Genomic DNA, 20,697 nt, shown 5'->3' with positions numbered 1-20,697 from the left:
TGCCGCATATCCCTTCTCCCCAGTGGGGAGAAGGTGGCCCGAAGGGTCGGATGAGGGGGCCTACGGCACATCAGAAGAAAGAATCTCCCGCCCTACGGCTTCCCATTCTTCCAGATCACGTTCTGCCCATAGAGCGGAATGGTCGAGATCGACATTTTCGCGGAACCGTCGGTGAGCTCCCTCGAATGGGCGAGATAGATCAGCGTGTCGTTGGCCTTGTCGTAGATGCGGTTGACGACAAGGGTCTTCCAGATCAGCGACATGCCCTGGCGGAATACCTCGCTGCCGTCTTTGGACAGGTCGATATTGCCGATCTCGATCGGCCCTGTCTGCCGGCAGGCGATGGAATTGTTGGACGGATCCTCGAACCAGTTGCCGTTCTTGAACCGGTCGATCAGGCTGCGGTCGAAATAGGTGACGTGGCAGGTGACGCCCTTGACCTCGGGATCGGAAACCGCCTCGACGATGATGTCGTTGCCGATCCAGTCGACCCCGACCTTGCCGACGACTTCGGCCGAGACGGCGCCCGCGGAAAGGACGGCGAGAGAGAGGGCGGCAAGGAAAAGATTGCGCGGCTTGGACATGGCGGCTCCCTGAAGCGCCGCGCGTCCGACGGGACGTGCCAAAGGCGCTCTATCGCTTTGAATCGGCGCTTTCTAGATAAGTACGCGCCCATGCTTTGCAAGAATCGCCGATGCGGGGAGAACGCTCAGGCCTTGCGGCAGGTGCAGGGCGCATAGCCCTTCGCCGTCAGCCGCCCCGGCGCGTCATGCCGATCAGCGCCGGGATCGCTTCCACGGCTCTCGCCTTGACCGCCTTCGCCATCTCGATCGCCGCCGCCGCGCAGACCGCCGCATCTTCGGCAGCGTTGTGGTGCATGAAGCGCAGGCCGAGATGCTCGGCGATCAGGTTCAGCCGATGCGAGAGAAAATGCGGCCAGATCCGCTGAGCCATCTTCAGGCTGCAGAGATAGGTCAGTTCAGGATAGGACTGCCGGTAGAGATCGAGGCTTGCGCGCCAGACGCTGAAATCGAAGGCGGCATTGTGCGCGATCATCGTCGCGCCGCGGATATCGTCGTGGAACTCGTCCATCACCTCGGGAAATTCAGGCGCGTCCTCGACATGCTCCGGCCGGATGCCATGGATCGCGATATTCATCCCGGAAAAGCGCATGTCGCGCGGCCGGATCAGCCGCTCCTCAACACGCGTTACCCTGCCCTCCTCGATCCAGGCAAGCCCGACAGAGCAAGCGCTACCGCGCTGCTCGTTGGCTGTCTCGAAATCGATGGCGATGGTCTTCAAAGCAAATATCCGAATCGTCTGCCCTACCGGAATAATCATAGCCGCATCCGAAGGCAAATTCCGACCTGTTGACATCTGCACGCAAATGGGGAAACTTTTGTGCATGATCAACTCTGTGACATCAACCATGCATCATATCGCCACGACCCTTCCAGGGTACGCGGGAGCGATGGTGCGTCACTAGCCGTCCGATCATCCCGAAACCCCTGCCGAGGCGAGCAGGGTTTTCGAAATCCGGCTCTCCTCCTCAAAACCCTAGGAGAGCATCCAATGTCTGAAAGCGAAGAGAATGAGCCACGCGACCGAGCGCGCCTGCCGGACGGCGTCGTCGTGCGCGCCGTGCGTCTTTCCGATGCCGAAGAGGTCACCGATCTCATAAATTTGCCAGGCGTCCGGGCCGGCACCCTGCGGCCGCCGTACCAAACGGTCGAAGAGGTGCGCAAGCACATGGAAAATCCGTCGCCGGGTGCGCTTAACCTCGTCGTCACCCTGAATGGCAAGATCGTCGGCAGTTGCGGCCTCAATCGCCTCGCCGGCCGCAGGCAGCATGTCGCGAGCATCGGCATGGGCGTGCATGACGACTTCACCGGCCGCGGCTTCGGCCGCGTCCTGCTCGGCGCCATGGTCGATGCCGCCGACGACTGGCTCGACGTCAAACGGCTGGAATTGACCGTTTACACCGACAACGACGTTGCGATCCGGCTCTACGAGAAGTTCGGCTTCGAGAAGGAAGGGCTTCTGCGCTCATTCGGCTACCGCGCCGGCCAATATGTCGATGCTTATACGATGGCGCGGCTGAGAGCCTGAAACAAAAGGCCGGTTTAAGGCCGGCCTTGGATTATCTGCAATGGCGGCCAAGGACTCTTCCGTCATGCTCGGGCTTGTCCCGAGCATCTGCAACGGCAGCAGATCCTCGGCACAAGGCCGAGGATGACGCTGAGTAAACCGCGAAGTTCCAAACCGGTCTGGGCTTACCCGCCGATCAGCGCCAGCCACTCATCCTCGTCCATCGTCTGGACCCCGAGCTCGCGGGCCTTGTCGAGCTTCGAACCGGCGCCGGGACCGGCGACGACGATGTCGGTCTTCTTGGAAACCGATCCCGCCACCTTGGCGCCGAGGCTTTCGGCTCTCGCCTTCGCCTCGTCGCGGGTGAATTTTTCAAGTGAGCCGGTGAAGACCACGGTCTTGCCGGCGACCGGGCTGCCTGACGTGACCGGCTGTTCGGCCTCCTCAGGCGTCACCTCGTCGAGCAGGCGGCCGATCACTTCGACATTGCGCGGCTCCTTGTAGAACTCCACCATGGCGCGCGCCACGACTTCACCGATGCCCTCGATGGCGTTGAGATCGCTCCAGGCGTCGCCGGAAAGCGGTGCCGCCTCCTTCATCGCGGTCGAAAAGGCTTCATAAGTGCCGTAGGAGCGCGCCAGCAGCTTCGCCGTGGTCTCGCCGACATGGCGGATACCGAGCGCATAGATGAAGCGGTGGAGAGCGATGCTGCGCCGCTCGTTGATCGCCGCATAGAGCTTGCCGACGCTGACCTTGCCGAAACCGTCGATATTCTCCAGCTTGGTGAGCGACTGCTGCTGGCGCTTCTCCAGCGTGAAGATTTCGGGCGCCGTGCGGATTTGCAGCGACGGGTCCTCGTTTTCGAAGAAGAAGTCGATCTGCTTCGCGCCGAGCCCCTCTATATCGAAGGCGTTGCGCGAGACGAAGTGCTTCAGATGCTCCGTCGCCTGCGCCCGGCAGATGAAGCCGCCGGTGCAGCGGCGCACGGAATCCATCTTGCCGGTCTTCTCGTTCACCTCGCGAACGGCATGCGAACCGCAGACCGGGCATGTCTTCGGAAATTCATAGGGCCTTGCCGCCTCCGGCCGCTTCTCCATCACCACGTCGAGGATCTGCGGAATGACGTCGCCGGCGCGCTGGACGATGACGGTATCGCCCTCGCGGATATCGTGTTCCTCCGGCCGGATGCGCTCGCCGCTATTGCCGATACCCTTGATGTAGTCCTCGTTGTGCAGCGTCGCATTGGTGACGACGACGCCGCCGACCGTGATCGGCTTCAACCGCGCCACCGGGGTCAGCGCGCCGGTGCGGCCGACCTGGATCTCGATCTTCTCGACTTCGGTAAAGGCCTGCTCCGCCGGAAACTTGTGCGCCGTCGCCCAGCGTGGGCTACGCGAGCGGAAGCCGAGGCGGCCCTGCAGCTCGAGGCTGTCCACCTTGTAGACGACGCCGTCGATGTCGTAATCGAGGTCCGGGCGCTCAAGGCCGATCTCGTCGTAATGCGCCAGGATGTCGGCGACCGAATTCAGCCGCTTCATCAGCGGATTGACGGGAAAACCCCACTCCTTGAAGGTCTGCACCATGGCAAATTGCGTATCGGCCGGCATTTCCGACATTTCGCCCCAGGCATAGGCGAAGAATTTCAGCTTGCGGCTCGCCGTCACCTTGGCGTCGAGTTGGCGCAGCGATCCGGCGGCCGTGTTGCGCGGATTGACATAGGTCTGCTTTCCCTCCGCCTCCATCTGCCGGTTCAGCGCCAGGAAATCGCTCTTGGCCATATAGACCTCGCCACGGATCTCGACGACCGCGGGAACGCCCTTCGGCAGCTTGTTCGGGATTTCGGCAATGGTCCGGATATTGGCAGTGACGTTTTCCCCCGTCGTGCCGTCGCCGCGCGTGGCAGCCGTCACCAGTATGCCGTTCTCGTAGCGGATCGACATCGAGAGACCGTCGATCTTCGGCTCGGCGGTGAAGGGGATCGACTGGTCCGGCAGGCGGCCGAGGAAGCGATAGACGCCGGCGACGAAATCCTGCACGTCCTCCTGCGAAAAGGTGTTGTCGAGCGACAACATCGGCCGCGCATGAACGACCGGCGCGAAGGTGACGGAGGGTGCTGCACCGACATGCCGCGACGGGCTGTCCTCGCGGATCAGCTCGGGAAAGCGCGCCTCGATCGCATCGTTGCGGCGCTTCAGCGCGTCGTAATCCGCATCCGAAATCTCCGGCTGGTCCTTGCCGTGATAAAGCGCATCGTGATGCGCAATCTCCTTTGCCAGCCGTTCAAGCTCGGCGGCAGCCTCTTCGATCGTCAAAGTATCGACGGCGGAACCTTCGGTGGACATGGAACAGCACTCCAGAGAATCTGGCCAGAAATCTGCATTGTTTTTAGAGCAAAATCACCGGATGAAAAGAGAGGCCGTATCTGCCGACTCTGGAAGATCGACCGGCTCACCTCTCCGCCTTCATTCCTGTGCCTGTCACAGGAATCCAGCCACGGCGCGTCTGCGCCGTGAATGGTGTAGCACGCAAAATCGAATAGCAACAGAAACCAGATCCACGTTGTCCTGCACCTCGCGTAACCCCTTGTAAGAGGCATGCCGCAGCTTTCGTCTTCCGTCCAGGCTCGGTATTCGATCTCCGCGATAAGCGTCGGCTGCGTTAAGGCAAATCGACCGCTGAACGCCTTCGCCGAAATTGTTGGCTTTCCCTGCGTATTCACCCCGGGGTGACAATGCCATCGGCAGGCATTGGCGGGGCGTTTTCGCTCCCGTCGTCGGACATGATGCCCTCGGCTGTTCTGCGTACCATTACGGCGGCTCCGGCGACGTCCCCTGAGATTACCTTCGCAAGGCGACGGAATACCTCTTCCTCGTTGTGAGGAATAATCACCGCAAGTGCTCCGCCAACTCTGCTCAATACGCTGACGTTCATCTTTAATTTTTCGTCCATAATTCTCAAGGGATCAAGGTTGAAGGGTCCTGTCGTTATGGTTGAAGGCATGGGATCTTGTCTGACGGCTACCCCCATCGTATCGCTTCCTAATGCCCACCACTTTGCGCCATGACCATCGATGGTTTGCGAGAACGTCACCGCTCTTCCGAACTCCGCATCGAGAATCAGTCCAGCTTGTTCAAGGGCGCTTAGTTCGGAGGCGTCTAGATCAAGGAGCAGCTCCGGCGCCCACTGGCCTATTCTGCTTTGACAAAATCGCTGAAACAAGATCGCTGTCTCGTGATCGAGTTCATCGATCACTCGGAGTGTTTTCAGCGAGAATGTTCCCGGTTCCCTGATCTCAGATGACAGTATGCGCCCCCATTTTTCGCGCACGACTTCGGATGTTGCGCCTGATGCGTAGAGTTCCCATCGGTTCAGAAACTCCGGGTCCAGCGTATCGGGCGAGTCTGCCGGCTCCGCCCCCGCAGAAGGCTTGTTTTTCAAATCTTCAATGGCTAACACCAGTGACGCTTCGACATTCTCTGCTTGTCTTTCTGCGCGACTGAATGCTGTCAGTGCCCTTTGCGCTAGGTCGGGGTCGGCCTGAAGTCGTTCCTCCAGCACCTTTGTGGAGGCCGCAATCAGCTTAAGCTGCGTATCGGTTAATGCCTGATGCACTGCCGCTCTACGCTCGTCCTCAAGGCCGGTCTGATCGATCTTTCTTGCTCCAGCGCGATCTAGGGCCGACACTAGTCGGCTTCGGACTTTGGCGCTAAGTCCGTTCCAGCTCCAGGCCAGGTCTAAACCTACTGGCTCATTTGATGGTTTCGGCAAAGCGGCCTTCCAACGTTAGCTAGATATAATCACTTCCGTGACCCCTTTGCTATGTCCTCCACCGGCAATTGAATAAGTGCAGTCGACCTCTTCGATCTGAAACTTCGAGTCGGCATGCTCAATGCGGCAGACCGGGCGGATCGTCGCTGATCGGAATGTCACAGATAGCGCGAAGCGAGAAGTTCGTCACCGACAGCAGGGCTGGAAATCAGCCGTTGCCGGCGAGCAGCCGCTTCGCCGCCGCCCTCGCCTCCTCGGTCACCGAGGCGCCGGCGAGCATGCGGGCGATCTCTTCGGTGCGGTCCTTCTGGGCCATCGTCGCGACCCGCGTGGCAATCTTTTCAGAGCCGTCGGCCGCCGGCCCCTTGGAGATCAAGAGGTGGGTCGCCGCCCGCGCCGCGACCTGCGGCGCATGTGTGACCGACAGAACCTGTACCCGCTCGGACAGCCGCTTCAGCCGCTGGCCGATCGCATCGGCCACGGCGCCGCCGACACCGGTATCGATTTCGTCGAAGACGAGCGTCGGCGCCGATCCGCGATCGGCCAGCGCCACCTTCAGCGCCAGCAGGAAACGCGACAGCTCGCCGCCGGAGGCGACCTTCATGATCGAGCCCGGCCGCGTGCCCGGATTGGTCTGGACATGGAATTCGACCACATCGATGCCTTCGGCGAGCGCCTCTCCTGCGTCCGTAGTGATCTCCACCATGAAGCGGGCGCGTTCGAGCTTCAAGGCCGGCAGTTCGGCCATCACGGCTTCGGCGAGCGCCGTGCCGGCGTGATGACGCTTGTCGGACAGCGCGCGCGCCGCCGCATCGTAATTTTCCCGCGCCTGCCCGACTTCGGCCGCGAGCCGGGCAAGCTTCTCCTCACCCGCATCGAGATCGGCAAGGTCGGCGATCATGCGCACGGCAAGCGCCGGCAGCTCGGTGACCGGCACGGAATATTTGCGCGAGGCGGCTCTCAGCGCAAAAAGCCGCTCCTCCACCCGCTCCAGCTCGCGCGGATCGTATTCTGTCTTGCGCAGCGCCGCCTCGACTTCCATCTGCGCGTTGGAGAGCTGGTCGAGCGCCGTATCGAGCAGCGCGACGGTCTCTTCGAGCAGCCCAGGCGCCTCGTGGCTCTTGCGCTCCAGACGGCGCACCAGCGAAGCGATGTGAGGCACCGGCGAGGCATTGCCGTTCAGGAACTCGGAGGCCTCGGCGATATCGCCGGCGATCCGCTCGGCCTTCATCATCTTCTGCCGGCGATCGGCGAGCTCGTCTTCCTCGCCATCCTGCGGCGAGAGCTTCTCCAGCTCCTCGACGGAGGCGCGGAGGTAATCGGCTTCGCGCGCAGCACTCTCCACCTTCTCGCGGTGTTTCTTCAGCATCCGCTCGCTGTCGCGCCACAGGCGGTAAAGCCGGGCCACCTCTAAAACCTCCTCGGTGAGGCCGGCGAACGCATCAAGCAGGGTGCGGTGGGCATTGGTGTCGACAAGGGCGCGGTCGTCGTGCTGGCCGTGGATCTCGACCAGCATTTGCCCGGCCTGGCGCATCAGCTGCACGCTGACCGGCTGATCATTGACATAGGCCTTGGTGCGCCCATCCGCCGATTGCTGGCGGCGGAAGATCAGGTCGCCCTCGTCGTCGATTCCGTTTTCACGCAGCAGCGCGCGGGCGCCGTGGTCCATGCCGACGTCGAACACGGCCGTCACCTGGCCCTTGTCCTCGCCGTGGCGCACTAGGCCGCCGTCGCCGCGTCCGCCGAGCGCCAGCGACAGGCTGTCGAGCAGGATGGATTTGCCCGCCCCCGTCTCGCCCGTCAGCACGGAAAGACCGGTCTCGAAGGCAAGATCCAGCCGCTCGATCAGGACGATATCGCGGATCGAAAGCTGGATCAGCATTGGTTTTATGAACCGAGCAGGAGTTTCTTGCCTGCCGCAGCGATCCACGAGCCCTTGTTTTCACGCGGCTCGGCGCCGCCGGTCTGCAGCAGCTTGTAGGAATCGGCGTACCACTGGCTGTCGGGATAATTGTGGCCGAGAACGGCAGCCGCCGTCTGCGCCTCGTCGACGATGCCCATCGCGTAATAAGCTTCGACGAGACGCGCCAAAGCCTCTTCGATCTGGTTCGTGTTCGGATATTTCTCGACGACGATGCGGAAGCGCGAGACCGCGGCGAGATATTCCTTCCGCTCCATATAATAGCGGCCGACCTGCATTTCCTTGCCGGCGAGCTGGTCGCGGGCGAAACGGATCTTGGCCTGCGCGTCGTCGACATATTCGGAGTTCGGATAATTGTCGATGACGGCCTGCATCGCTTCGACCGTCTTGGCCGAAGCGCGCTGGTCCTGCGTTACGTCGACGATCTGCTTGGAATAGGTGAGACCGATGAGATACTGCACATAGGCGGCATCCTGGGACTTCGGATATTGCGCCATGTAGCGGTTGCCTGATGCAAGCGCATCATCCAGGCGGCCCTGGCGGTATTTGACGAAGGTGCTCATCACGAGTGCCTTGCGCGCCCATTCGGAGAACGGGTTCTCGCGGTCGATCGCATCGAACTTGCGCGCCGCTTCGGCCATGTTGCCGGCCTTCATGTTGGCAAGGCCCTGGGTGTAGAGCACGTCAGGCGGATCGGTTTCGAGACCGAGCTTGGTGATGTCGATATCGGGGTCCGACTGGCAGCCGGATATCGAGGCGCCTGCGCTGAGCACCAGAAGCGATGCCAACAAAGCGCGCGCTGTCTTCATCATACCTTCAGATCCTGCATAACCCATTCAAAAGAACCCCACTGCCGCCGCTCTCTCCACGGCAGCCACGCCTCGCTGGCGTTTCTAGCCATAAATGTGCATCAAGAGCAACGCAATGATAAGGCATTAACGCATTTTTGTGGCAACGGCGGCCGGAATGCCCGGCTTTTCATCTTCTTTCCCGATCTGTGGCAGCGAAAGCATGCTGCCGAACTGCTCGGTCGATTTTCATGCGCCATTCCTTAAATGGAGCATCTGAAAGATGGCCCGTCGCCGCAGACATATCGGCACATAAAAAAACCGCCCCCGGGAAAGAGGCGGCCTGGTCTTAACAATATGCTGGAGGTCATGCCGACCAGGGAGCGAATTCCGACGCGCTGACCGCGATCATTTCGCGGGCGGCGACGCGCTGGCGCGGCGTCGACGTCTCCACAACCTCGTAGGCGGTGGGATCGCTGAGCAGAGCCTTCAGAGCATTGGCATTCATCTTGTGGCCACCGCGATAGGAACGATAGCAGCCGATGAACTGGGCGCCGGCAAGCGCGAGATCGCCGACAGCATCGAGCGTCTTGTGGCGCACGAACTCATCCTTGGCGTAACGCAGCCCTTCGACGTTGATGACGGTGTTATCGTCCGAGATGACGACGGAATTTTCGAGCGAGGAGCCGAGCGCATGGCCCGATGCCCAGAGTCGCTCGACATCGCGCATGAAACCAAAGGTGCGGGCGCGGGAAAGCTCGGTCTTGAAGACGGAAGCACTCATGTCGCCGGCCCACTTCTGCCGGCCGATCAGCGGGCATTCGAAATCGATCTCGACCTCGAACCGCGTGCCGTCATAGGGGCGGAATTCGCTCCAGGAGCCGCCATGTTCGATTCGAACCGGCTTGGTGATGCGGATGTAGCGGCGCTTGACGCCGAGAGAAACAAGACCGGCCTGTTCGATCGCTTCGACGAAGGGCAGAGAGCTGCCGTCCATGATCGGCATTTCGGCGCCCTGCACCTCGATCACCACATTGTCGAGGCCAAGTGCATAGACGGCGGCCATGACATGTTCGATCGTCGCAACCGAATGGACGGGCGAAAAGCCGAGCACGGTGCAGAGGTCGGTATTGCCGACCTGCGAGGAGACGGCCTTGAGTTCGGTAATGTCGCCATTGCTATGCAGGCGCTGGAAAACGACGCCGGTATCCGACTCGGCCGGGTTCAGGGTGATCGAGACTTCAGCGCCCGAATGAACCCCGGTGCCCGTGAGCGACACGGGACGCGATACCGTCGTTTGAAAACCCAGCAAGCCAATTGCCATTAATTCTGCCTTTATTCTTCCGCACCAGCGGCTGTCCGTTCGGCGCGGTTATCGTTCGTTCTGCAAAAGGAGCCTTTGAAGGGACTCCTGGGGCAGTTTCCTTGCACCATACTTACGTGCGCCGGCGCTCCAATCCAAATCACTGTTTCTTTCGTTTTGTTACGAAGTCATATGATTGAAATCGCTCTGAAATTTCAGGCTTCAAAACGGAAATGCCCGGGACCTTGATCCCGGGCATAAACGGCGGCGATTCGCCTGATCAGTTCGACTGGCGACGCAGGAATGCCGGGATTTCCAGCTGGTCGTCTTCCTGCATCATGCGGGCCTGCGGAACCGCGCGGCCCTGGTCGTCGAGGTTGCCGCGACGCGGAGCGTAGAGGCTTGCCTCCGGTGACAGCGGACGGCGCTGCTGCGAAGCGGCCGGCGGAGCGGCGGTCATGTCGGCGGCGACGGCGTCGTCGTCACGGCGGCCAAGCGAATTGGTGATTCGCTTGAGCAGGCCCATCGGACCGCGCTCTTCCTGCTGATGCGCCGAAGCCGGCTGCGTGCGGTGGTCGAGTTCGGCCTGAACAACCGGCGGAAAATCCTCGACCTTCGGCATACGCATCGGTTCCGGCGCCTGGCGGATGATCGGCTCCTGCCGGATCGGCTGCTGCTGGATAACCGGCTGGCTCATGACGGGGGCCGGAGCCTGCTGCACCGGTGCGGGACGCATGGCCGGAGCTTCCGGTGCAGGCGCGAAGATCTTGCTCTGCGGGCGGAAGGTTTCCTGCTGTGCAACCGGCTGCTGGAGCGGTGCGGCGGCACGCGGGGCCGGAATCTCGAGCTCGCGTTCCATCTCGGCTTCGCGGATGGTCTGCGCGATCGGATCGATGGCCTTCGGTGCCTGCATTACGGGGGCAGGCTGAACTGCGGCCGCTGCCGGAGCAACAGCCGCGGAGGGACGGATAACCGGCCTTGCCGCCGGCTGAAGGTCGCGCTCGGCAGCTTCGTTCATCGCCCGGTCGATGCCGGTCGCCACGACCGATACGCGGATGATGCCTTCGAGCGATTCGTCGAAAGTGGCGCCGAGGATGATGTTGGCGTCCGGATCGACTTCCTCGCGGATGCGGGTAGCGGCTTCGTCGACTTCGAAGAGGGTGAGGTCGCGACCGCCGGTGATCGAGATCAGCAGGCCCTGGGCACCCTTCATCGAGGTTTCGTCGAGCAGCGGGTTGGCGATTGCCGCTTCGGCTGCCTGCAGCGCGCGGCCGGAGCCGGAGGCTTCGCCGGTGCCCATCATCGCGCGGCCCATTTCGCGCATCACCGAGCGAACGTCGGCGAAGTCGAGGTTGATGAGGCCTTCCTTCACCATCAGGTCGGTGATGCAGGCAACGCCCGAATAGAGAACCTGGTCAGCCATGGCGAAGGCGTCGGCGAAGGTCGTCTTGTCGTTGGCAATGCGGAAGAGGTTCTGGTTCGGAATGACGATCAGGGTATCGACAGACTTCTGCAGTTCCTGGATGCCCATTTCGGCCAGCCGCATGCGGCGGCCGCCTTCGAAATGGAACGGCTTGGTGACGACGCCGACCGTCAGGATGCCCTTGTTACGGGCGGCCTGCGCGACAACAGGAGCAGCACCGGTGCCGGTGCCGCCGCCCATGCCGGCGGTGACGAAGCACATATGCGTGCCGTTCAGGTGATCGACGATCTCGTCGATGCACTCTTCGGCGGCAGCGCGACCGACTTCCGGCTGCGAGCCAGCACCGAGGCCTTCGGTGACGTTGACGCCGAGCTGAATGATGCGCTCGGCCTTCGTCATCGTCAGCGCCTGCGCATCCGTGTTGGCGACGACGAAATCGACGCCCTGGAGACCAGCGGTGATCATGTTGTTGACGGCGTTGCCGCCGCCGCCGCCAACGCCGAACACGGTGATGCGCGGCTTCAGCTCTGTGATGTCAGGCTTTTGCAGCTTGATGGTCATGGTACCTGTTCCTTCTCTCTCTGGCCGCATCGCCACGCCGGCCAATTACTGAAACTTCAGAAGCTTTCCTTCAGCCACTGTCCCATGCGGGCTATGCGGCTGTTATTTCCCCCAAGCGACATGAGCAGACCGCTCTGTGACGCATGTGTCTCCATGTCCGCGACCTGCGGATAGATCATCAGGCCGACCGCCGTCGAAAAGGCCGGCCCCTTGGCCGCCGTCGGCAATCCCGAGACGCCCATCGGGCGGCCGATGCGAACGTTGCGGGCAAGGATGCGCCGAGCCACTTCGGCAAGGCCGGTCAACTGGCTCGCCCCGCCGGTCAGCACGACGCGCTTGCCGACGATCGGGCTGAAGCCGGAGCGCTGGATACGGTCGCGGATCAATTCCATCGTCTCTTCGATACGGGCCGACACGATGCGCGAAACCAGCGCCCGCGGCACTTGCGACGGCTGGTCGCGATCGTCCTCGCCGATCGGCGGGATCGAGATCAGTTCGCGCTCGTCGGAGGAATTCAGAAGCGCCGAGGCGTGCACGACCTTCAGCCGCTCCGCATCCTCGATGCGGGTCGAGAGGCCGCGCGCGAGATCCGTGGTCACGTGATGGCCGCCAAGGCCGACGGCATCGGTATGAACGAGCTTGCCCTCGGCAAAGACCGAGATCGTCGTTGTACCGCCGCCCATGTCGATCGCGGCACAGCCGAGCTCGACCTCGTCGTCGACGAGAGCGGCAAGGCCCGACGCATAAGGCGTCGCGACGATACCTTCGACCGAGAGATGCGCGCGATTGACGCTGAGTTCGAGGTTCTTCAGCGCCGAGCGCTCCGCCGTGACGACATGCATGTCGACGCCGAGCGCATCGCCGTACATCGCCAGCGGATCGCGGATGCCGCGCTCGCCATCGAGCGAGAAGCCGGTCGCCAGCGAATGCAGCACCGAGCGGTCCTGCCGCAGCGACTGCTGGCAGGCTGCCGACAGCACCTTCTTCAGGTCGTTGAGTTCGACTTCCTGGCCACCGAGATCGATCGTCGCGGTGTAGATGTCGCTGCCGAGGCGGCCGGCCGTCAGGTTGACGATCAGGCTCTCGACGGTCAGCCCCGCCATGCGTTCCGCCGCATCGACGGCGAGACGGATCACGCCTTCCAGCGCGTCGAGATCGGCAATGACGCCGGTCTTGATGCCGCGCGAACGCTGATGGCCGATGCCGATGATCTCGATATTGTGCGTGCGGCCCGGGAGAATCTGGCTCTCCTCGCGCGGCGTCAGCCGGCCGATCATGCAGACCACCTTGGTCGAGCCGATGTCGAGCACCGAAACGATATGCGACCGCTTCGACGAAAGCGGCTTCAGGCGCGGCAATCCGAAATGGGATGAACCGAATAAGCTCATATACTCTGCCCCGCCTTCTTCAATTCCTTGGTACGCTCAGTCACTGCCGCCTGCCTGCGGACTGCCGCTTCCGGCGTCAGCTGGATCGCGGTCCTGTCAGGCAATCTCAAATCGACCGCCGCAATATCCCGCTCCAGGAGCTGCTGCTGCTTGTCGAACTTCGAAAGCGTGGCGAGCGCCTGGTCGATGCCATCTTCCGGCAGCTTGACCACGACGCCGTTGTCCATATGCAGATCCCAGCGACGGCCCGATATCCAGACATAGGCCTTCACGCGGGCCTTCACGTCAGGCCACTTCGAGAAGGCATCGTCGAGCGAGGCCGCTGCCGTTTCCGCATCGCGGCCGACGACGAGCGGCAGCGACGAAAACTTGTTGTCGCGCAGCGGCGCAATGACGCTACCGTTCTTCTCGATCAGGGAAAGCTCCTGTCCGTGCTGCCAGATCGCATAGGCCTGGCGCTCCTTGAGCTTCACCTCGATCGTCTTGGGATAGACCTTGCGAACCTCGACGCTCTCGACCCAGGGAAGATGCGCGATCTTCTGCCGGGCCGCATCGACGTCGAGCGCAACCAGCGACGTCGTACCGTCAAGGCCGATCAGCTGCAGGATCTCGATTTCCGACGTCTCCGAATTGCCGGAGACCTTCACGTCCTCGATCGCAAAACCCGCCGCCGTCGTCGTTGCCTGCGCGACGGCCTCGGTATGACCGCCGAGCGACATGCCGTAGAGACCCGTTGCAGCCAGGAATGCAAGTGCCGAGACCGTGCCCGTATGAGCTGGAATGTAGATGCGGCCGCTGCAGAGGCTGATCAGGAAGCGGGTAACGCGGCGCAACGGCCGCGGCAGCACGAATCGCTCTTCGGCTTCCACGATCGGAAGCACGGCATGATGGCTGGGACGCCCTATCCTCTTGACCGTCAACGCAAACAAGACGCGTCCTCCACCATCCACCGGAGAAACTGACCAAATGAATAGCCGGCATGACCGGCCATTTCGGGCACGAGCGAGGTTGGAGTCATGCCGGGCTGGGTGTTGACCTCCAGCCAGATGACTTCGCCGTCTTCGGAGAAACGATCGTCGTAACGAAAGTCGGACCGACTGACGCCGCGGCAACCGATTGCCTGATGCGCCCTTAGGGCCAATGTTTGTATTTTTTGGTAAATATTCGGTGAAATTTTCGCCGGGATGACGTGTTTTGAACCGCCGGCCGCGTACTTGGAGTCGTAATCATAAAAATTGTGTCCCTGCGGCACCACTTCCGTGACACCAAGGGGGGTCTCGCCCATGACGCCACAGGTGAGCTCACGGCCGTAGACATAACGCTCAACGAGAACCTCTTCGCCATAACGCCATTCGGGGGAGCTCACGACCTGCGGCGGATGCGCCTGATCTTCGGTGACGATGACAACGCCGAAGCTCGACCCCTCGCGCACTGGCTTCACCACATAAGGCGGCTTCATCGGATGGGTCGAGGGAAAAGCGAAACGGTTGATCACCTGCGATTCGGCAACCGGAATGCCGGCGGCGGCGGCAACCAGCTTCGCCTTGTCCTTGTCCATCGCCAGCGCCGAGGCAAGCACGCCGGAATGCGTATAGGGGATCTGGAGATATTCGAGGATGCCCTGGATGGTGCCGTCTTCGCCGAAGGGGCCATGAAGCGCATTGAAAACCACATCGGCCTTTAACGCAGCAAGCTTCTCGGAAACGTCGCGGGCAACATCGATCACCGTCACCTCGAAGCCTTCGGCTTCGAGGGCTTCTGCGCAAGCCTTTCCCGAGGAAAGGCTGACCGGCCTTTCCGAGGAAAATCCGCCCATCAGGACAGCGACATGCTTGCGACTCATCAACACCCCCAAAAATAACCTTTATTTTTGAAATCGACGCTTGCGCGAAGCTGTCTGCGCCGTTTCAGGCCTTTGTCCGACCGGCCCTCATTAGAGCATCATTATGGTTAATGAAGTGTTTACTTTCGTTAACTCCGTCTTGCCGCGCCCTTGATTTTTTAACCTTCGCTTTTTCGGGACCATCAGAGCAACCAGGCCCGCCGATCCGCGGAAACGGAAAAGCCCGCGCGGAAAAACCGCGCGGGCTCAATGGGATAGCTGTATCCTGCAGTCACTCGGCGTCGTCGAGAAACTTCCAAACGAGCCCGCCGAGCGCCCCGCCCGCCAGCGGCGCGATCCAGAACAGCCAGAGCTGCTGCAGCGCCCAACCGCCGACGAACAGCGCCTGGCCGGTGGAACGCGCCGGATTGACCGAGGTGTTCGTCACGGGAATCGACACGAGATGGATCAGCGTCAGCCCGAGGCCGATCGCAAGCGGCGCAAAGCCTGCCGGCACCCGGCTGCCGGTCGATCCCAGGATGATGCTCAGGAAGAACATGGTCAGCAGCACTTCGATCAGCAGCGCCGAAAGCAGCGAATAGCCGCCTGGGGAATGATCGCCATATCCGTTTGCGGCAAAGCCGCCGAGTTCGAAACCCGCCTTGCCGCTGGCGATGAGATAAAGCAGCGCGGCAGCGGCGATGGCGCCGATCACCTGCACGACGACATAGGGAACGAGGCGAGCGGCAGGAAACCGTCCCGCCACCGTAAGACCCAGGGAAACGGCCGGATTGAAATGACCGCCCGATATGCCGCCGACGGCATAGGCCATGGTGAGCACGGTCAGGCCGAACGCCAGTGCCACGCCCGTAAATCCGATCCCGAGCTCGGGATAGGCAGCGGCAAGCACGGCACTGCCGCATCCGCCGAAGACCAGCCAGAACGTGCCGAGAAATTCGGCCACAAGGCTCTTTTGCATGCGCAGTCCCTCCACCTCAACCAGAAAGTTCAGGATGAATCTGCTGCAATTCGATTCCGGTCAAGTTGGGGAGCGCCGTCACCGCAAGCTTCACGCAAGGATCGGACGCCGACGCATGTCGGGCCGGTAGCGGGAATAGCCGCGGTTTTTGATTGATGCGATCGTCAGTTCCGGTTAGCCAGAATTCTGCTTCAGTACAGGGAAAAGATCATGCGATGCCTCATCACCGGCGCAGCCGGGTTCGTCGGCCGTCCCCTCGTCGAAAGACTGCACAGGGAGAGCATCTCAGAGCTTTCGGTGACGACGCGATCTCAGGCCTCCGCCTTCCCTGGGGATATCAGGCATTTCCCCATCGAAATGACCGAGGCGACCGACTGGACGCCGGCTCTTGAGGGCGTGGATGTCATCGTTCATCTCGCCGCCCGCGTTCACATCATGAACGACCGGGCGGCCGACCCGCTTGCGGAATTCCGCCGAACGAACACCGCCGCCACTTTGAATCTCGCCGAACAGGCTGCGCGCGCCGGCGTAAAAAGGTTCGTGTTCATCAGCACCATCAAGGTCAACGGGGAAGAAAACGATCGACCATTCCGGCACGACGACACGCCGAAGCCCATCGATCCCTATGGCATTTCGAAGCTGGAATGCGAAATTGGCTTGCGCGACATCGCAGCACGCACAGGCATGGAAGCCGTCATCATCCGCCCGCCCCTGGTCTACGGCCCGGGCGCAAGGGGCAACTTCGCGCTGCTCGCCAGCCTTGTGCGCAAAAAACTGCCGCTCCCCTTCGCTTCGCTGAAGAACCGCCGCACATTGGTCGCAGTGCAAAATCTCGTCGATCTGATCATCGCTTGCATGGCGCATCCCGCCGCAGCAAACGAGACTTTCCTTGCCGGAGACGGCGAGGATCTTTCAACGCCGGAGCTCATCAAGGGAATTGCCGCAGGGCTGGGCGTCAAGCCAGCGCTGCTCCCCTTCCCACCCGCATTGCTGCACATGGCTGCAAAGCTGGTGGGGAAGGAAGCGGTCTATCAGCGCCTTTGCGGCTCGCTGCAGGTCGACATATCCCACGCGCGCAACGTTCTGGGCTGGTCGCCCGTCGTCACCCCGCGCGAAGGCTTGAAACTGGCAGTGAGATGACCTTTATTCGCTGGTCACACCCTGGAACGGGCGCACTTCGCGGCCGGGCATGAAGACGCCGAGGCGCTTGATTTCCCATTCGAGCTTGATGCCTTCTTTCTCGAAGACTTCGCGGCGTACCTGTTCGCCGAGATATTCGAGATCGTAGCCGGTCGCTTGCTCCATGTTGATCATGAAGTTGCAGTGAAGCGCCGACATCTGCGCCCCCCCGATGACGAGGCCGCGGCAGCCGGCTTCGTCAATCAGTTTCCAGGCCGAATGGCCGGGCGGGTTCTTGAAGGTCGAGCCGCCGGTCTTCTCGCGCACCGGCTGCACCGTCTCGCGGTGATTGCGTACCGCGTCCATCTCGGCGCGGATCTGGGCGCGGTCCTCAGGATAGCCCTCGAACAGCACCGAGGTGAAGATCAGGTCGGCGGATGCCGTGGAATGCCGGTAGGAATACCCCATCTCGGCATTGGAAATCACATGCTTATTGCCCTTGCGGTCGACCGCGTTGACCTCGATCAGCCGCTCGCGCGTCTCGACGCCGTTTGCGCCGGCATTCATGCGCGCCGCGCCGCCGATGCTGCCGGGAATGCCGTAGAAGAAGTGAAAACCGCCGATTCCGTTGTCCATCGCCATTGCCGCGAGGTGCTTGTCCGGGCAGATGGCGCCGGCAAGGATGCGGTTTTCACCGGCAAGCTCGACGAAGCCGAAGCCCTTGGCCGACAGGCGCAGCACGACGCCAGGAATGCCGCCGTCGCGCACCAGGATGTTGGAACCGACGCCGACCACCGTCAGCGGCACCTCTTCCGGCAGGATCTTCAGAAAGGCGACGAGATCGTCGATATCATGCGGCTGGAACATCAGCTCGGCAAGGCCCCCGGCCCTGAACCAGGTGACACGGTCCATGGGGGCATCCGGCGTAATACGACCGCGGATATCCTTTACACCGTCTCCGAGAGACGCGAGAAGCTTTTCCCCATTCACCTGTTTCATGCGGACTTTCCCGATAGGCCTTCCAGTTGCTTGGGCAGCGCCGCTGCCCAGGATGTGATGCTCCCAGCCCCCAACAGAACCACGAAATCACCAGGCTTTGCAACCTCCGCGACCATCTGCGGCAGAAGCTCTGCCGAAGCAAGGAAGCGGGCGTCGCGATGACCGCCGGATTTGATGCGCGAGACGAGCGACATGGAATCGATCCCCTCGATCGCATCCTCGCCTGCCGCATAGACCGGCGCGAGGAAGATGCTGTCGGCATCGTTGAAGCAGGCAGCGAATTCCTCGAACAGGCTCGCAAGGCGGCTGTAGCGGTGCGGCTGATGAACCGCGATGATCCGGCCCTTGCAGGCTTCGCGGGCGGCGCGCAGCACAGCCTTGATCTCGACCGGATGGTGGCCGTAATCGTCGAAGATCTGCACTCCGTTCCATTCGCCGGTCAGCGTGAAGCGGCGCTTGACGCCGCCGAAGGAGGCAAGACCCTTGGCGATATCGGCGCTCGATATGCCGAGGCGGTTCGCAACGGCGATCGCCGCCGTGGCGTTGGAGATATTATGACGCCCGGGCATCGGCATGACCAGCCCCTTGAGCTCGATCACCTGGCCGGTACGGCGGCGGCGGATCTCGACGTCGAAGATCGAGCGCGTGCCGTCGATGCGGACATTCTTGAAGCGCACGTCGGCCTGCGGGTTCTCGCCGTAGGTGATGATCTTGCGATCCTCAATGCGGCCGACCAGCGACTGCACCTCGGGATGGTCGAGGCACATGACGCCGAAGCCGTAGAACGGCACGTTCTCGACGAACTGCCGGAAGGCGGCGCGCACCGCATCGAAATTGCCGTAATGGTCGAGATGCTCGGGGTCGATATTGGTGATGACGGCGACATCGGCCGGCAGCTTCAGGAAGGTGCCGTCGGATTCATCGGCCTCCACCACCATCCACTCGCCCTCGCCCATGCGGGCATTGGTGCCATAGGCATTGATGATGCCGCCGTTGATGACGGTCGGGTCAAGCCCGCCGGCTTCGAGCAGGGTCGCGACCAGCGAGGTGGTGGTCGTCTTGCCGTGCGTGCCGCCGATAGCGATCGAATTGCGGAAGCGCATCAGTTCGGCGAGCATTTCGGCACGGCGCACCACCGGCAGCAGCTTTTCGCGCGCGGCGATGAGCTCGGGATTGCTCTTCTTGATCGCCGTCGAGACGACGACAACTTCGGCATCGCCCAGGTTTTCAGCCCTGTGGCCGACGGAGACCTCGATGCCCTTGTCGCGCAGTCGCTGGACATTGGCGCTGTCGGCCTGATCCGATCCCTGCACCCTGTGGCCGAGATTGTGCAGCACTTCGGCGATACCGCTCATGCCGATGCCGCCGATGCCGATGAAATGGACGAGACCGATCGCCTTCGGCAGTTTCATGCGCGTGTCCTCTTGAATTCGGAGACTGTCTTGCCGGCGGCAATAGCCTCAACCATGTCGGCAAGCAAGTTCGCGGCATCCGGTTTTCCCGCAAGCTTGGCCGCAGCCGCCATGCCGGCAAGCTTTTCCGGATCGTTCATCACATGGCTCAGAATGGAGGCGATGCGTTCAGGCGAAAGCTCCGCCTGCACGATCACCTTCGCGCCGCCGGTCGCGGCGAGTGCTGCGGCATTGGCCGCCTGATCGTGGTCGAGCGCATGCGGATACGGCACCAGCACGGCAGGGCGCCCGATGACGGAGATTTCCGAAACGGTGGAAGCGCCGGAGCGGCAGATCACCAGATGCGCTTTCGCAAGACGTTCTGCCATATCATTGAAAAACGGCGCGATATCGGCGCTCATCTGCAACTGAGCCGCACAGCCGCGCACCATCTCCATATCCTCGGGGCGCACCTGCTGCGTGATCCGCAGCCTGTCGCGCAGCACGTCGTCGAGCAGGCTGATCGCCGTCGGCATCGCCTTGGAGAAATACTGCGCGCCCTGGCTGCCGCCGAAGACGACGAGATTGAACGGCTCGCCGGCACGGGAAGGCAGATAAGGCTGTTCGGCCGCGGCAAGGATCGCCGGACGCACGGGATTTCCCGTTGCAATCGTCTTGTCGGAGAAAGCACCGCCGCTTTCGGGCAGGAATCCGCCGGCAATCGCTTTCACGCGCGGCGCCAGGGCCTTGTTGGCGCGCCCCATGACGGCATTCTGCTCATGCAGCATCGAGGGCACGCCGAGCCGTGTCGCGGCAAGCAGCGGCGGCACGGTGGGATAACCACCGAAACCGACGACGATGACGGGCTTCAGCCGCTGGATCAGCCTTTTCGCCGCCCGCATGCCGCTCCAAAGCGTCCACAGCGAGCGTGCGACGGCGACCGGGTTCTTCGAGCCGATCGTTGCCGACGGCACGACATGGATTTCCTCGGCCGGGAACTTGCCGGCATAACGCTCGGCCCGGCTGTCGGTCACGAGATGCACCGAATAGCCGCGCTCCTTCAGCTTGAAGGCCAGCGCCTCCGCCGGGAACACATGGCCGCCGGTTCCCCCGGCGGCAAGCAGCACGATGCCCTTGCTCATAAGCT

The 20,697-nt window shown here is 62.1% G+C and carries 16 protein-coding genes and 1 pseudogene; 2 read left to right on the top strand and 15 right to left on the bottom strand.

From position 1 onward, the window contains the following. Positions 1 to 92 precede the first annotated feature (92 nt). On the bottom strand, positions 93 to 584 hold the full coding sequence (locus tag EFD55_RS05465; protein ID WP_125843598.1) for a CreA family protein: 492 nt from the start codon (positions 582 to 584) through the stop codon (positions 93 to 95). 125 nt (positions 585 to 709) lie between these two features. Next, positions 710 to 1,302 (bottom strand): annotated as a pseudogene (locus EFD55_RS05460) (3'-5' exonuclease). 270 nt (positions 1,303 to 1,572) lie between these two features. Here EFD55_RS05460 and EFD55_RS05455 point away from each other — a divergent pair. Further along, positions 1,573 to 2,109 (top strand): GNAT family N-acetyltransferase, encoded by a 537-nt coding sequence (locus EFD55_RS05455; protein WP_125843597.1) that lies wholly within the window; start codon positions 1,573 to 1,575, stop codon positions 2,107 to 2,109. Positions 2,110 to 2,273: 164 nt separating this feature from the next. Here EFD55_RS05455 and ligA read toward each other — a convergent pair whose 3' ends face one another. The 10 genes from ligA to aqpZ form a co-directional block, all read right to left on the bottom strand. Beyond that, positions 2,274 to 4,430, bottom strand: a complete 2,157-nt coding sequence (ligA, locus tag EFD55_RS05445) for an NAD-dependent DNA ligase LigA (RefSeq protein ID WP_125843596.1) — start codon at positions 4,428 to 4,430, stop codon at positions 2,274 to 2,276. Between the two features lie 373 nt (positions 4,431 to 4,803). Next, a complete protein-coding gene (locus EFD55_RS05435) occupies positions 4,804 to 5,772 on the bottom strand; it encodes a DUF2806 domain-containing protein (RefSeq protein WP_165504824.1) in 969 nt (322 codons plus the stop codon). 292 nt (positions 5,773 to 6,064) lie between these two features. Beyond that, on the bottom strand, positions 6,065 to 7,738 hold the full coding sequence (gene recN, locus EFD55_RS05425) for a DNA repair protein RecN (RefSeq protein ID WP_125843593.1): 1,674 nt from the start codon (positions 7,736 to 7,738) through the stop codon (positions 6,065 to 6,067). A gap of 5 nt (positions 7,739 to 7,743) precedes the next feature. Then, positions 7,744 to 8,613, bottom strand: a complete 870-nt coding sequence (locus EFD55_RS05420) for an outer membrane protein assembly factor BamD (protein WP_183604840.1) — start codon at positions 8,611 to 8,613, stop codon at positions 7,744 to 7,746. A 319-nt stretch (positions 8,614 to 8,932) separates the two neighbouring features. Continuing rightward, positions 8,933 to 9,889 carry a UDP-3-O-acyl-N-acetylglucosamine deacetylase gene (gene lpxC / locus EFD55_RS05415; protein ID WP_125843591.1) on the bottom strand — a complete coding sequence of 319 codons (957 nt, stop codon included), beginning with the start codon at positions 9,887 to 9,889 and terminating at the stop codon, positions 8,933 to 8,935. 259 nt (positions 9,890 to 10,148) lie between these two features. Then, positions 10,149 to 11,852: a cell division protein FtsZ gene (ftsZ, locus tag EFD55_RS05410; protein WP_125843590.1), complete on the bottom strand. Its 1,704-nt coding sequence runs from the start codon at positions 11,850 to 11,852 to the stop codon at positions 10,149 to 10,151. A 56-nt stretch (positions 11,853 to 11,908) separates the two neighbouring features. Beyond that, the gene (ftsA, locus tag EFD55_RS05405) at positions 11,909 to 13,240 is read right to left on the bottom strand and encodes a cell division protein FtsA (protein WP_011426086.1); all 1,332 of its coding nucleotides are present in this window, start codon (positions 13,238 to 13,240) and stop codon (positions 11,909 to 11,911) included. Beyond that, the gene (locus EFD55_RS05400; RefSeq protein WP_125843589.1) at positions 13,237 to 14,169 is read right to left on the bottom strand and encodes a cell division protein FtsQ/DivIB; all 933 of its coding nucleotides are present in this window, start codon (positions 14,167 to 14,169) and stop codon (positions 13,237 to 13,239) included. The genes ftsA and EFD55_RS05400 overlap by 4 nt, the downstream gene beginning before the upstream one ends. Next, complete coding sequence (locus tag EFD55_RS05395) at positions 14,157 to 15,083, bottom strand: D-alanine--D-alanine ligase (protein ID WP_125843588.1); 927 nt, start codon at positions 15,081 to 15,083, stop codon at positions 14,157 to 14,159. Before EFD55_RS05395 ends, EFD55_RS05400 begins: the two co-directional genes overlap by 13 nt. Before the next feature lie 271 nt (positions 15,084 to 15,354). After that, positions 15,355 to 16,041 (bottom strand): aquaporin Z, encoded by a 687-nt coding sequence (gene aqpZ, locus EFD55_RS05390; RefSeq protein ID WP_125843587.1) that lies wholly within the window; start codon positions 16,039 to 16,041, stop codon positions 15,355 to 15,357. A 210-nt stretch (positions 16,042 to 16,251) separates the two neighbouring features. Between aqpZ and EFD55_RS05385 the strand changes: the two genes are divergently transcribed. Continuing rightward, the gene (locus EFD55_RS05385; protein WP_125843586.1) at positions 16,252 to 17,181 is read left to right on the top strand and encodes a UDP-glucose 4-epimerase family protein; all 930 of its coding nucleotides are present in this window, start codon (positions 16,252 to 16,254) and stop codon (positions 17,179 to 17,181) included. A gap of 3 nt (positions 17,182 to 17,184) precedes the next feature. On the opposite strand, the gene murB is transcribed toward EFD55_RS05385, so the two are convergent. The 3 genes from murB to murG are packed head-to-tail and all read right to left on the bottom strand — an operon-like array spanning position 17,185 to position 20,692. Further along, a complete protein-coding gene (gene murB, locus EFD55_RS05380; protein WP_125843585.1) occupies positions 17,185 to 18,159 on the bottom strand; it encodes a UDP-N-acetylmuramate dehydrogenase in 975 nt (324 codons plus the stop codon). After that, complete coding sequence (gene murC / locus EFD55_RS05375; protein WP_125843584.1) at positions 18,156 to 19,571, bottom strand: UDP-N-acetylmuramate--L-alanine ligase; 1,416 nt, start codon at positions 19,569 to 19,571, stop codon at positions 18,156 to 18,158. The genes murB and murC overlap by 4 nt, the downstream gene beginning before the upstream one ends. Then, on the bottom strand, positions 19,568 to 20,692 hold the full coding sequence (gene murG / locus EFD55_RS05370) for an undecaprenyldiphospho-muramoylpentapeptide beta-N-acetylglucosaminyltransferase (protein WP_125843583.1): 1,125 nt from the start codon (positions 20,690 to 20,692) through the stop codon (positions 19,568 to 19,570). Before murG ends, murC begins: the two co-directional genes overlap by 4 nt. Positions 20,693 to 20,697: the final 5 nt, after the last annotated feature.

The sequence above is a fragment of the Rhizobium pisi genome, from assembly GCF_003938655.1.
GTDB classification, from domain to species: domain Bacteria; phylum Pseudomonadota; class Alphaproteobacteria; order Rhizobiales; family Rhizobiaceae; genus Rhizobium; species Rhizobium pisi.
Note: the sequence above shows the minus strand (reverse complement) of the source record. Positions and strands in the feature narration are given on the sequence as shown.